Raw genomic sequence first — 14,925 nt, forward strand, 5'->3', positions numbered from 1 at the left:
AGAATTAAGGGTAAAAGAACGCATTTTGGTAATTTCCGTCTCACCAACGGGCAACTTAAATTTTGAATATTATGGCTACTGACAAAACTATCTTATCTGTGGATTTATGCGACAGCGTATTAACGGCAGTTGATGCAGTCCTCAATTGCAAAAGCGTTTTCGACAGTAGATGCCCCGGAGTAATCTGATCTTTGGGGTATGGTTCCCTCAATTATGTAGCATACGGCCCCCAGCCAGCTGAGGACCTATCCGGCGAATCAATATCAAGAACTTTTTCAATATTAATAACTCACTTTTAAAATCAAGAGCTTATGAAGCGAAAATTACACTTTTTGCTTGCCGTCGGTATAGGGCTGACGACGAGCGTAGGTTGGCTGCATGCGGCAAATGTCGTAACTGCAGAAGACGCCGCAGATTTGTTAACAAAGGTCGCTGCCGCCAATGACGGTGACACAATCAAATTGAAGGTGCAACATTATGAATTGGACCAACAATTGGTAATTAACAAAGGAATTGTATTGTATGGGACTAATGACGGCCCTAATTATTCAATGATTAGTGCCAATCCTAATGCAGAATGGACTAAAAAAGAGAATGGAGAAATTGATAATAGTAAAGCTAATCTTATTTCCATAGTAGGTGGTACATCTGGACAGACGGTGAAACTGGAAAATCTGGTGGTGTATGGTTCTATGGCATCAGGAATTAACGCCCAGTCTACAATGAAAACTGTTTTGAAAGTTGTTACGGTCGAAAGAAGTAAGAATGCTGCTTTACTTGTTCATTCTGCGGTTGAAGCTGAGGCCTTATTGACTCGTGATAATGGCTGGGGTAGTGTCAATGTCGATCAAGGTTCGACTGACTATTCTCCCAATTTCAAATTCTTTGATAGTAATTTCATGGCTTATGAGCCGTACAAGATTTGGACAGAGTTGACAACAACGGAAAATGTTGTTACGGTACCGGGAAATAGTAATTGGAAGACCTACACAATAAATGCAACTGTTGTCGATGGCGTTGAAAAAGAGAAGGCTAAGAAGTACTGGGTACAGTCGGGTCTGGATATGGAATACGTTGCACAATTTCCTCGTAACGCTAAATTAACAGCAGGTTATACATTCGTTTATGCAAAGGGAGCTCCTATTATTATCCAACAAAGTGCCAATGAGGGATTTGTATCCATTAATGATAAAGATGGTAAATCACTGCTGGAATTACCTGAAAAGTGTAATCCTGTTATCTTCGGTGGTTCTAAAGAGGCATTAGATGGAAACACAAATATCACGATGAATAGTGGTAGGGTTTATGCGTTGATCGGTGGTGGATATAATGCTAATGTGAAGGATGTTTCTTTGACAGTGAATGGCGGAACCATCAGACAGTATTTAGTTGGTGGTGGATTTGGACCGAATAATGCTTTAGACAATGCGAAGTCTGCTAATGTAGAAACTGTACTTATCAACGTTGAAAATGCGGCTATCGGTTATTTGATTTCCGGAGGTATGGAGTTCTCTAAAGTAACGTCAACGCATGTTGTATTGAATAATGCAACTGTTAGCAATGCTTTGGGAGGTGGATTCGCTCCTGTAGGAAATGCTTTAGGTCAGTCTTTGACTCAGACTTTTGATGCTTCGTTGAATAGTGTTGGCTCTTCCAATTTAGAAATGACGGGTGGTAAAGTTACATCTGAAATCATGTTAGGTGGTGGTTTTAGTTTCTCTTATGCAAAGACTGTTACTGCAACGTTGGAAGGCGTTACTTTTAACGGTGGTTTATATGGAATTGGATTTAATGGTTTCTCGGATGATGTTACAGCAGAAGTGAAAGGTTGTACCTTCAATAAGGTAAATCCGGACTATAATACGATTGCTGCAATGGTTCGCGGAAAAGCAGGTAAGGTATCAATGACATTTGATGAGAATTGTAAATTTGATTCTAAATATGAATGTTATCTGGGTGCAGACCGTGATAATGAGTATAATCCTGCTCCTCAGACAGCAAATGCTATTTTTACTTTTAAAGGGGATGCTCCGATTGTCAAAGTGAGCGAAGATATGCAGGATGTTACAGTGACAGGTGCAAAGGTTAATGTGGCTCCATTCCTTAGACAATTAAGTTCTAAAACAATGGTTAGTGACTTTACGATTCCTGTCGGCAAAACCTGGACTTTCAATGATGGCCTTTCAATGGAAAGTGGCGTGACGCTGACAAAGAACGGTACTTTGAAGTATGATAAGTCTTTTGAAGCCAACGTCGCAACCTTGGCTGAAATGAAGAATGCTTTGGAACTGGTAAATGCAGGTGCTGAAACAAATGTCAATACAATCAACTTAGAGGCTGATTTGGTTGTTCCAAGTAGTGATGCTGATTGGATGAAAGAATTTGGTTCTAATCCAGGTCTTAAATACTATTTCAATATACAAAAGCCAGCTACGATCAATGGTAATGGTAAATCCATTTCGGGAACATTCCCTACTGGTGCAGAGAAGAAATATGTCATTACTGCCGATTATTCCGGAGAAGGAGCGATCACGATTAACGATCTGACGATTAAGGAAACGAATGCTACTGCATTGAATATCACATGGCCGAAGAATGTTATCCTAAATAACGTTACATTGAATAAGAATAGCGAAGGTGGTCTGAATATCAACTCTGCAGTGGTTAAAGCAACAAATTTGAAAACAGAAGGTAACCGCGTTGGTGTCCGTATCCAGAATGAGAATAGTGCAGTAACATCGCCTCATTTCGAATTAGTAAGCGGCACACTGAAAGACTCTGTCCAGATTGCTTTCCATAACAGAACTGTTACTACAGGTGAAAAAGGTGTCGCTATTACTGATTATGACGCCTTAGTAAAACTTCCTGCTGCAGACAAGTATTTCAAGACTTGGAGAAAAGCAGAACTGAAGGCGGGTAAAGAAGCTGTCGTTCGTGTTTGGGCTAATAGCCGTTTTGCAACTGCATACTACGACAACTCTAACTTTATCCAATTAGACAGCATCTCTACCGGTCTGGATTCATTGCTGATCGATACTGATTTTGCAAATGTAAAGGGTGTGATAAACACAGATGTGGAATGTGCGACATTCAATAAAGAATTTACTGCTTCTGCTTTGAAGGAAGGTTTGATTATTAACTGTAAAGATGCTTATCTGGTAACAGGTAAGGATGAAGCTGCTGCTTTTGCCGATAAAGCTAAGAACAAAGCTGTAAAGCAGTTGACTCTTGCGAACAACAAGTTGGCTGTCATCTCTGCTATCTCTACTCCGGTTATTGGTGGTACAGAATCTTGGAACGATGCCAAGTATGCAGGAGGAAATGTGAAGATCACTTCGACCGGTATCCTGAACATCAATACAGCAATGGCCCTCGATACTGTCTTTATGGAAGAAGGTGCACAGTTGAAGGTGCTTCCGAATACTGCCGTAACAGCTAAAGCTGTCCAGTTGGCCTATAATGTAACGGATCAGTGGAAAGCGTTCGGATTCCCGTTCAATAAGATGGGTAACAGTAAGACTATGACAGTTAAGGATGCTGCCGGTACGGATGTTCAAACTACGACTGGCGGAACATTTGGAAAGGAAGAAGTTGGTTTTTGGACAGCAAAAGTAAAGGCTTCGGAAGTTGGATTCGATCTTACATCCACTGCTGCTACTCCTGATTCGGCTTGTCTTATCGCAGCTTCAAGAGCAGATAAGAAAGACAGTCTGATCTATGTAACAAGCCCGAAGGATGTGGTTGTCTCTTTAGGTACGAAAGTCGCTCCGGTAGTTCCGACAGCTACAAGTGGAATCGCTCTTGCTATGCATTCAAACCCGAACCTCTACGATATGCAGCTTCAGGGCTATGCCTACATATTCGATGAGGGTAAAAATGTGTTCACACAACAGTTCAACCCGACAATCGCTCCGTTCCAGAGTTATATCCTGGCAGATGAGGCAACGGCTAACACACTGCGTTCTTTGCGCGTTGGCGATATGCCGACAGGCAATGAGGTGATCGCTCCGGTGGAAGGATACTATGTTGAGTCTGGTCATGGCATGATCACGATCCGTACGGCTGAACCTGTACAGGTGGTTGTGGCTGATATGTTGGGTCGTATTCATTACAATGCCCGCGTAACATCCGACGGCTATCAGATCAATCTCCCGGCCGGCATCTATGTTGTAAACAAACAGAAGGTAATCGTTAAGTAACAATTAAAATCGACATGAATATGAAAAATATAAAGACCGCGTTATCCCTCGCCCTCCTCGCAGTGGCCCCGACGATATACGCACAAAATACAGATACAAAAGCGCCCGCTGAGCCTGGCTTCATGGTGACGCTGAATGTAACGAACAATGGGGGAGGCCTGGACTCCGTCTTTGTAAAGGGTTCTAATGGTAAGGATAGCTTAATCTTGAACGGGACAAACAGCACCTCGGTGTTGTATAACTCGAATATCGAGATGTATTTGAAAGCCAACAGCCAGTATAAGTTGAAAGAGTTCAAGGTAAACGGTACGGCTCAAACATTGGAAGCTTCGTTTGGAGCGGGTGCCCGCTATGCTGGTGTCAATGGGTATAAATACGCTCCGACAAGTACTTCTTTGAAGGGGAAGACGGATATTGCGATTACTTGGGAAGAAAAAGCAAGTTGGGATCTTAAGTATGAAAATACAAGTGCAACTGTAGGATCTGCTGTTGCATTGAAAGTAATGGATGGTACTGATGATAAAACAACATCTCTTGTCCAAGGTTATTACAAAACGGCTGACCATACAGGAGATAAAGTCACTCAGAGCGCTGATATGGCTGCCGGAACCTATTATGTCTGGCTCAAAGCTGATGAAACAGCCGAGAAAAAAGCTCTTGATGTAGTAGTGCCTTATCAAGTCAACAAAAAGTTGGCACTGTCTATAGCTGATGCCGACAAACCAAAATGCACGGATGATGCTTTGCAGGAAGGCCAACCCCTTTCTGTTGCCACAATCACAGGCGGTATCTGTAAATATGGCGACCGTGAGATCAAAGGTACATGGGCATGGGAAAATCCGAACCAGAAGCTTGTTAAGGGGACAACTACAAGCTATACTGCCATTTTTACCCCGGACTCTTCTGCTATCTATAATACAAAAACAGAAAGCATAACAGTCTCTGCTTTATATGTCGCCACCGTCACCGTAGAACAATCTGCCGGCGGTACAGTCGCGATCAAAGACGCGACTCCTGATAATAAGTATGTAGGAACGACAAGTGCATACGCGGATATAACGGCGACTGCCACACCTGCAAAGGGATATAAGTTCGTTTCATGGGCTTCGCCTGCTGATGCTACCTCTACTACTAATGTAGATAAATACGAAGAAGCTAAAGAAAAAACAGTTTCTGCCGCTGCTGACGGGACTGTTTTCAAGGCGACTTTCGCAAAAGCGACCCGTAAGGTGACGATTGCTTCTGTATCTGACGGAACAGGAACAGTCCAGGTTTTAAATGGCGGGACAGCTATTACATCAGAAACAGACATTCCGTATGGTACAAACCTGACGATCGTTGCCACGCCGGCTTCCGGTAAGCAAGTAAAATCTGTTTCCTATACCTATAAAGCAACAGATAGCGCTACAGGTACGACAACCACAGCCAACAATTTTGTAGTTGGTGGAGACGAAGGCGGTTCTTATACGGTAAGTGTAGAATTTGAAGATATACCGATATCGAAAGTGATGGTAACCGTTACAGCGCCGGTTAACGGTTCTATCACACTGTTGGATAAAGACAATCAAGCTGTGAATCCGAACTCTTCTGTAACGGCGGGCTCTGCCCTGACAATTGTCGCAGTCCCGAACAGGGGGTACAAGTTGGAATGGCTGCAAGCTGGTGGCGAAGATGTGGCAGGTGACTTTATTACGGTTAATGCGGCAATGAATATTGCAGCAAGCTTCATAAAAGAGAAATATGAGGTGACGAACCAAGCTCCTGCACAGGTAGAGTTTAGTCATGTTACGTTTAGTGAACTTGAGTTTAATACTCAGATCAAGAATGTGACAGCTTCTATCAAAGAGGAATATAAGGGTACTCACAAACTGGTATCCCTTCTGTTGAACAACCAGGCGATTGCCAATGGCAATAACGACTTGCTGGTGGAAGGCAATATGAACTTCTCGGCTTTGGTAAAGAAGCTTGAACCGGTCAGCATCCAGAATGAACAGAAGACCGAGGTTGTCTATAATGGCAATGCCTATGTGTACACTGTTAAAACGGCTGCCAACTTAAGTGATTTCAAGGTGACGTTTAAGGATAAGGACGGTAACGAAGTGGTTGCTCCTTCGACTGTCGGAACTTATAAGGTGATCATTGCGCGTGAAGCCGACGACTTGTATGCCGCTTATAAGAATGAAACGGATTATACGCTGGAGATCAAGCCGGGTATGCCGGGCGTGTTGGATATCCCGTTTACGGATAAATTGAGTGTTGCAGAAACAGCTGCTACGACAACTGTTGCAGGCGAATGGATGGATCAGCCTACTTTCCGGCAGAAATATCCGAATCGTGAGCAGGCAACAAAAGCGGTCAGCTCTTCTGTTATCTATTTTGTCCCGTCGGATGATAACCTGGGATACGTAAAGACTACTTCTGTAAGTTCTGCGGATGCCGATAATGCAAAAACAGTTACGATCACCTATGCAAGCAATGCCGGTGATCATGGTACTGTTTCCGTCGAGAATGATTTCATCTCGGTAGCGAAGACCTATGAGGGGTTGATATTAACGCTTAATGCAAAGGCTGAAGCGGGTTATAAGACCAATTGGGATAAGATTGCAGTAACAGGCGGTACGATAAATGGTAAGCAGTTTACGGTAACCGGTAATGTGACGGTTAGTGTCGCTGACGGTGCTTTCACAAAAATGTCTGCTCCTACGCCTACTTCTACTTCAATTGACAAAAAGGATCTTTACTATACCGGCAGCTCCTTGGCTTGCAGCCCTTCTGATTTTGGTCTGAAGTCTGGTGTTGCCTGGAAAATCCAGTATGCCAAAATGAATGGTGAAGACGAAGCCTATACGACTGCAGATCCTATCGATGCCGGAACTTATAAGATTAAAGTAAGTTGTGACAATGGCGCTGATTATAGCGCACTTGCAGAAACAGCGATCGGTACGATTACTATCAATCCGCAGAAATTGACGGCAAGTAATATTCAAGTGCCGAATGCTTCACCTGTAGCCAAGAATGCCATGTTGTCTACCTCTATTCTGGATACGAATGGAAAGGTTATCGATGCGCAGGGGAATCCTGTCCCGGGACAGTTTACTTGGGAGTCTGATGTAAAGGTAACATCTGCCGGTGACCAAGTTGTTATATTTACACCAAGTGATGCAAATAACTATTCAGTAGATGGTCTTCAACTCAGCTCTTATGTCTCATTGAAAGGTGTGGCAACCTATGTGATGACTGTCAAGGCAGAGAATGGAAATGCAAGTAATCTGGTATTCACAGATGCTACAGGTAAAGTGATAAATCCGGCTACCGATAGAGTGCCTGCTGGTATGAAGCTGTTTATTACGACTACCAGTGGTACGATTGGCGGTGTATCTGTTGTTGGAGCAAATGCTTCTTCCGGTAGTGAAACTATTAGTGGTGAATCTACAAAATGGTATTGTATTGCCGGTAGTGAAGCATTCACCGTAACCGTAGCTTTCAAATCCGGTAGCGAAGGCGAAGGTGGCAATACTCCAGGTGAAGAAGGCGTAGCCGTTACCGGTATCTCCCTTAACAAGACAACGCTTACGTTGCCGCGCTTGAAATCAGAGAAGTTAGTGGCTACTGTTGCTCCGACTGGTGCAACCAAGAAGGATGTGAAGTGGACCAGTACGAATCCTGAGGTTGCTACGGTGGATGCCGACGGAACTGTGAAAGCAGTGAAATACGGACAGGCTACGATCATCGCAACAACTGTGGACGGTGGTTTCACTGCCATGTGCCAGGTGAATGTGGACTTTGCTACAGCTATCGAAAAGATCCTTTCCGAAAGTCTGGTTTACAGCCGCAATGGACAGATCATTATCGAACCGGCCGCTCCGGTAGAAATATCGATCATCAACCTCGGTGGACAAGTTATCTATAACAACTCCATCAGCAGCACAGTACAGGTACCTGCCAACAATGGCGTTTACATTGTTCGTATGGCTGCTGCCGGTAAAGCAACAACAACAAAAGTTATTGTGAGGTAGTAAAGATCCCTATATCAAACTATGCGCTCCTCTGAATGAGGAAACCGTTTGATTAATAAGAAAGGGGGGGAACCGTGAGGTTCTCCCCTTTCTGCTGAATTGCCGGATAGAAACGGTAATTTATTATCCTTTCCTCACAATCTCCCAAACCTCCTCTTCCGTCCCGTCGAAAGGACCGGAGGCTTCCAGTTTGATTGTGCACATGGCGGCGGCGAAGCAACCGGCTTCTTTGTAGGAGGCGCCTTTGCCCCGCATATAGAGGTAGCCGACCATGTAGGTGTCGCCGCATCCGGTGGCGTCTACTACTTCCGTAGGCGGGTAGGCGGGAATCTCATGAAACTCGCCGTCGGCATAGATGACAGAACCCATGCTTCCTAATGTCAGCAGCACTTCTTTTACACCCCAGTCGGCAAGCATCAGGGCCGCCTTCCGCGGGTCTTTGCATCCGGTAAGGACTTCCGTCTCGTGTTCGTTGGCTTTCAGGATATGGATATACTTCAGGGCTTCCTGCTTTTCAGGCCAGTCGACAGCGAAAACCTTTTCACCGCGAACCTCACGCAGATACCCCTGGGCGTCGACCGACAAGATGCCTTTGGTCGACAGGTATTTTACCACATCGAGCGAGAAGTCGTCAGCCAGGAGGCTGCCTAAATGGTAGATACGGGCGTTTACGTCCTGCAGCCCTTCCACCGTAAACGGATCGGCTTTCGCCAATACCCGCTGTGTCCGGTTGTCCTGGTTTTCGCCATATGTGTTTTCGAAATAAACGGAATGGGCGCTTGGCAATACTTTCACCTCGATACCTTTACTGCGGATATCTTCGACGGCAGCCATCTCGCTTTCGGCAAGGGCTGTCACCAGTTGAAAGTTGGAGGCGTCTAAGTGGCTGATTGCATGTGCGAAATAAAAAGAAGTTCCTCCCGGCATATGTATGGTGCGTTTCGGGGTTACAATCTTATCCAAAGTGATGTGCCCGATGCAACAAAGATCATGTATGTTCATATTACTTATTTAATCAGGCTGCAAAAGTATATAAAAACAAGGAATAAATTGCTGTTACGGTTATTTTTAGCTGTTTGTACACCTAATTGGATTATAATTAGTGTGTGAACTTACACTTTTTCCTTATATTTGCCGCTGTGATAAGTTATTCGTTTAAGTAATACCTGGAAAAACAGTCATTTTTATGAGAAAGCATCTTTCCTATTTAATCTTATTATTCTTGCTGTCGGGCCTGTTTCCGGTGGCGGCCGCTTCGGCTTCATCCGGACAACGCTATCTGTTTGCCTATTTTACAGATAAGAATGAAAACCGTAACGGGATGCATCTGGCCTGGAGTGAGGACGGATATACCTGGAACCCTATAGGACCGGAACATAGTTTCCTGAAATCCGATTACGGGACCTGGCATGCCGACAAACGCATGCGCGACCCTTTTGTCATGCAAGGGCCGGACGGGCTTTGGCATTGCATCTGGACACTCAACTGGGACGGCAACGCCATCGGGTATGCCTGCTCCAAAGACCTTGTGCACTGGTCGCGCCAGTCCTATCCGAAGGTAATGGAGGGCTATGAAGTGAGAAACTGTTGGGCTCCCGAAATGATCTATGATGAGGAAAACGGGCAATATGTGATCTATTGGGCCAGTACGATCAAGGAAAACGGCGAATGGAAAACCGAGCCGGGAGAGAAATACGACCACCGGATGTATTATACCACGACAAAGGATTTCAAGACATTTTCTCCGGCAAAGATATTTTTCGATCCGGGACATAATGTGATCGACGTGACCATTCAGAAGAAAGACGGGAAATATTATATGCTCTATAAAGACGAACGAATCTGGCCGAAGGCGAAGAAAGAACTGTCGGTTGCCGTGAGCGACCATGCGGCAGGTCCGTACATCCCGACCGGAGATAAGCCTTTCGCGACCGACTGGGTGGAAGGCCCGGCTGTCTGTCCGCTGTCCGACGGCAGCTATGTGGTTTACATGGATGCCTATACCCGTCACCGCTATGAAGCGAAACGGACACGCGATTTCCATACCTGGGAGGATGTGACCGACCGTATTTCGATTCCGAAAGATGCCAAACATGGCTCTATCATCACTGTTTCGGAGGAATTTGTCGATAATCTATTGTCGGAAGTCTCCGCCTTCCAGCACCGCGAAAAGTTGCGCAACGAGCGCCTTGCCCTGCCGGATTCCCTGAAAGGGGCTATCCCTGTAGAGGCGGAAATCACCGTTCATGGCAACCGGGCAAAGAAGATCAGTGATAACCTGTTCGGTATCTTCTTTGAAGACCTGAACTATGCGGCCGATGGCGGTCTGTATGCCGAACTGATCCAGAACCGCGACTTTGAATACTCCTCCGAGGATGGTGCGCGTCAAGGCTGGGATAGCGGTTATGCATGGAGTGTCAGGGAAGGAGGGCATTCTTCACCTGTTACGATAGCCGTTGAGAATCCTTTACACGAAAATAACCCGCATTATGCAGTGCTTCAGGCAAATCCGGGAGTTGCTTTGCAGAACGACGGTTTTGACGGGATTTCTTTGAAAAAAGGGGACAAATATGATTTCTCGCTTTTTGCGCGTCTTCCGGAAGGTAGCAAGGGGGGCAAGGTGATTGTCCGTTTGTTGGATCAAGACGGCAGGGAAGTGGCACAGTCGGCAGTGAATGTCTCTACCAAGGAATGGAAGCGGCAGCATACGGTATTGGTCGCCAATGCGGATGTACGCGCAGGAGTGTTGTCACTTGAACCGAAACTGACGGGTGCAGTGCATTTGGATATGGTATCCCTTTTCCCGCAGAATACGTTTAAGAACCGTCCGAACGGCCTGCGTGCCGATCTGGCGCAGACCATAGCCGACTTGCATCCGCGCTTCATGCGTTTCCCCGGCGGCTGCTTGGCGCATGGCGACGGTGTGCATAATATATATAACTGGAAAGAAACGATCGGCCCGCTGGAAAGCCGTAAGCCGCAGCGGAACCTGTGGGGCTATCACCAGACAAAAGGATTGGGCTATTTCGAGTTCTTCCAATACTGCGAAGATATCCATGCGGAACCTGTCCCGGTGATTGCTGCCGGTGTGTGTTGCCAGAACTCGCAAGGTGGCGGACAACAGGGAATCCCGATGTGCGACATGGATGCCTTTATACAGGATATCCTGGACCTGGTGGAATATGCAAACGGAGATGCCTCTACAGAATGGGGACGGAAGCGTGCCGAAGCCGGCCATCCCGAACCTTTCCGCCTGAAATATATCGGTATCGGCAACGAAGACCAGATAACGGATGCCTTTGAGGAACGTTTCACCATGATCTACCAGGCATTGAAAACGAAACATCCCGAGATTACCGTGATCGGTACGGCCGGACCTTTCAATGAAGGGACCGATTATGAAGAAGGTTGGGCCATTGTCAATCAGTTAGGTGTGCCGATGGTGGATGAACATTACTACCAGACACCCGGTTGGTTCTTGAATAACCAGCATTTCTACGATTCCTACGACCGGAAGGGAGCGAAGGTTTATTTGGGCGAATATGCCGCCCATCTTCCCGGGCGTCCGAACAACCTGGAAGTCTCGTTGGCTGAAGCGGCTTATATGACTTCCCTGGAGCGCAACGGCGATGTTGTCAGCATGGCTTCCTATGCTCCGCTATTGGCGAAAGAGGGGCATACGCAATGGAATCCGGATTTGATCTATTTCGATAATCAGACTGTGAAACCGACGGTGAACTATTACGTCCAGCAGCTATACGGGCAGAATGCAGGTGACGAATATCTGCCGAGTACGGTGAAGCTGTCCGATTCGTCGGAAAACATTGCCAAACGTTTTCCCGTATCAGTTGTAAAGGACAGCAAGACAGGCGACCTGATCCTGAAAATGGTGAATATCCTGCCGTCTGCAACCCGGGCACGGATTTATCTGGAGGGTGTTACGGCTGCCGGTTCACGCGCCGTCAAGACTGTTCTGTCCGGAGCATTGGAAGATAAGAACCTCGAACCTCAAAGCTCTGATTGCGAAGTTGGACAGGAATTTACCTGCGAATTGCCGGCATATTCGTTTACGGTAATCAGATTCAAGATAAAATCCGTATATTAGTCGCTGTTAATTAAACAGTGACATTATGGAAGCTGCATTTTTCGTCTTACTCATTCTTGTCGTATGGATCAGCCTGTATAATCATATAGGTAAAGTTTCCACTAATATCGAATCTCTCAAAAAAGAGATCGACAGTCTGCGGAAGCAGTTGGAAGGACATCCGGTGGCAGAGAAAGAGAAGAAGGAGGATGCAGTTTCGGTTAAACCGGTTGAAGAAGAATATCACATACCGATATTGTCCGTAGAGGTAAAGCCGGATGACGTTCTTCCTCATGAAACACCGGTAACGTTAGAAACGCCGAAGCCGCAAGCTCCTAAAAGGCAATGCAAGCCCGTTAATTACGAGAAATATATAGGGGAAAATCTGTTCGGAAAGATCGGCATCCTGATATTGGTTGTCGGCGTGGGCTTGTTCGTGAAGTATGCAATCGATAAGGATTGGATTAATGAAGTGTTCCGCACTGTGTTGGGATTTCTTGTCGGCGGTGGTTTGTTGCTGATTTCGGGGAAACTGAAAAAGACATACCGCGCATTCAGTTCCTTACTGGCAGGTGGCGCTTTTGCCATTTTCTATGTGACGGTTGCGATGGCTTACCATTATTACGGGCTGTTCAATCAGGCGGCGGCTTTTATCATATTAGTGGTGCTGACGATCGGGATGTCGGTGCTGTCCGTCCTTTATAACCGGAGGGAACTGGCCGTTATCGCCCTTGTCGGCGGATTTATTTCTCCTTTCCTGGTCAGCAACGGCATGGGGAGTTACCTGGTGCTGTTCAGCTACTTGACGATATTGAACTTAGGGATGTTCGGGCTTTCCCTCTATAAGAAATGGGGCGAGCTGCCGCTTGTATGCTTTGCGGCCAGCTACCTGATCTTGTTTGGTTATTCGTGTGCGGCTGATCTGGAGATTGCCACCAATACGCAATTAGTGCACCTGCTGCTCTTCGTCACTCTATTCTACTTGATTTTCCTCTTGCCGATTGTTTCCGTGATTCGTTCGGACAGCCGTAAGATCAACCAGCTATTGATGGCTGTCGTGGTCCTGAATAATTTCCTTTTCCTCTTTTTCTGTCTTTGGTTCCTCCGGGAAATGGGTCCCGAACAGCCTGTAAAAGGAATGTTTACGCTGTTTATTGCCGTTGTTAATGCTGTGATAGCCTTTGTTCTCAACTGGCGGAAGGCAGAAAACGGTTTGTTGCCCTCTGTTTTGATCGGATTGGCACTGACCTTTCTTTCTATCACGATTCCGATCCAGTTGGACGGGACGTTTATCACTTTGCTGTGGGCGTCGGAGATGGTGATTGTCCTGTGGCTCTTCATCAAATGGAGGATACCGGTATATGAATATTTTGTCGCGATACTTTTCTTTTTGACGAACGTTTCCTATTGGATGGATATTGAAGCGATACTGGGTACTGACTCGAGGCCGTCCCTATTTGTGAATGGGATGTTTGCGACGGGCGTTTTCGTGGGTTTGGCGTTTTTGCTGGTTGCCTGGCTTTTGTTCAGGGAGAAAGAGTTGTTTGGCACGACTTCCGTACTGAAATATTCGCCGTTCAATGCCATCACCCTTTTGGATGGCTGTGCGGTTCTTTATACGGCATTTATGATCGAGTTTGCGCGGAACGTGGATGACTGGTATTTGTCGCAAGGGTTGATGCTGTCGTTTACGGCTGCCACTTTCCTTATCATGCTTATCGTTATGCGGAAACGTTTTCTGGTGGAGCGTTATTACCGATTGTATGCTCTTTCGCTGTTCGTTTCGGTAGTCTGGTATATGGAGGTTGTTTTGCTGAACCGTTATCTTATGTGGACGGATTTGGAGACGCTCGGATGGTTGACTGTGGCTATTATCGTGGCGCATATCTATTGGCTGGCAAGGGAATATTATGCCGTCTTCAACTACCGTTCCGGGGCGGCCAGCCGGATGACGGGCTATATCAGTATCCTTTCTACTGCGTTATTGGTGCTTGCTGTCCGCAGCTTGTTGTGTCAGCTTTCACTCGCTGACGAGATGAATGCCGGTTTCTCCATTTCCCTGATTATTGCCGGTTTTGTAGAGATGGCAATCGGTATGCGCCTGCATCTTAAATCTTTGCGAATGATCAGCTTAGGCACATTCGGCCTTGTCCTTCTCAAACTTGTCATTATCGATTTATGGCTGTTACCGACTATCGGCAAGATCGTCATCTTTATCATCCTGGGCATTATCCTGCTGCTTCTCTCGTTCCTTTACCAGAAGTTGAAGAAGGTTTTATTTGAGTAACCATTTTCAATTCTCCCGGGGGACCTTATTGTAAAAAACGCATTTTTTAGGTTCAAAAGACATCCGAGGGTGAACAAATGTTAATCCACTTTTCAGCCGTCAAAAAGGGACTTTTCCTGCTTTTTTGAGCGTTTCCAGCCATTACGACCGTCCTCTTTGCCACCGTGACCGTGCTAATGTGTAGTGCACTCGGCACCTCGCGAAGATTAGGACGGTCACAATGGCGATTTGGACGGTCGTAATTGGAAAGAGGACCGTCATAAGGGCAAAAAAGCCCCTGAATTTCCTTGGGATATTTGGAACGCCGTCCGTTTTGTTTTCAAATATTCGATTCTCCGG

5 protein-coding genes are annotated in these 14,925 nt (G+C 46.0%); 4 read left to right on the plus strand and 1 reads right to left on the minus strand.

The features are described from left to right. Nucleotides 1-311: 311 nt before the first annotated feature. Nucleotides 312-4,199 (plus strand): DUF6383 domain-containing protein, encoded by a 3,888-nt coding sequence (locus tag DWU89_RS12480; RefSeq protein ID WP_115499972.1) that lies wholly within the window; start codon nt 312-314, stop codon nt 4,197-4,199. 20 nt (nt 4,200-4,219) lie between these two features. Continuing rightward, nucleotides 4,220-8,215, plus strand: coding sequence for an Ig-like domain-containing protein (locus DWU89_RS12485; protein WP_158543377.1), 3,996 nt, complete (start codon nt 4,220-4,222; stop codon nt 8,213-8,215). Between the two features lie 123 nt (nt 8,216-8,338). Here DWU89_RS12485 and DWU89_RS12490 read toward each other — a convergent pair whose 3' ends face one another. Further along, the gene (locus DWU89_RS12490; RefSeq protein ID WP_115499974.1) at nt 8,339-9,217 is read right to left on the minus strand and encodes a PfkB family carbohydrate kinase; all 879 of its coding nucleotides are present in this window, start codon (nt 9,215-9,217) and stop codon (nt 8,339-8,341) included. Nucleotides 9,218-9,401: 184 nt separating this feature from the next. Here DWU89_RS12490 and DWU89_RS12495 point away from each other — a divergent pair, with 184 nt between their 5' ends. Both DWU89_RS12495 and DWU89_RS12500 read left to right on the plus strand, forming a co-directional pair. Further along, entirely contained in the window at nt 9,402-12,320 is a 2,919-nt protein-coding gene (locus tag DWU89_RS12495; protein WP_115499975.1) for an alpha-L-arabinofuranosidase C-terminal domain-containing protein, read from the plus strand. Nucleotides 12,321-12,345: 25 nt separating this feature from the next. After that, on the plus strand, nt 12,346-14,586 hold the full coding sequence (locus DWU89_RS12500) for a DUF2339 domain-containing protein (RefSeq protein ID WP_115499976.1): 2,241 nt from the start codon (nt 12,346-12,348) through the stop codon (nt 14,584-14,586). The last annotated feature ends 339 nt before the right edge of the window (nt 14,587-14,925 follow it).

The organism is Parabacteroides acidifaciens (assembly GCF_003363715.1).
GTDB classification, from domain to species: Bacteria; Bacteroidota; Bacteroidia; order Bacteroidales; family Tannerellaceae; genus Parabacteroides; species Parabacteroides acidifaciens.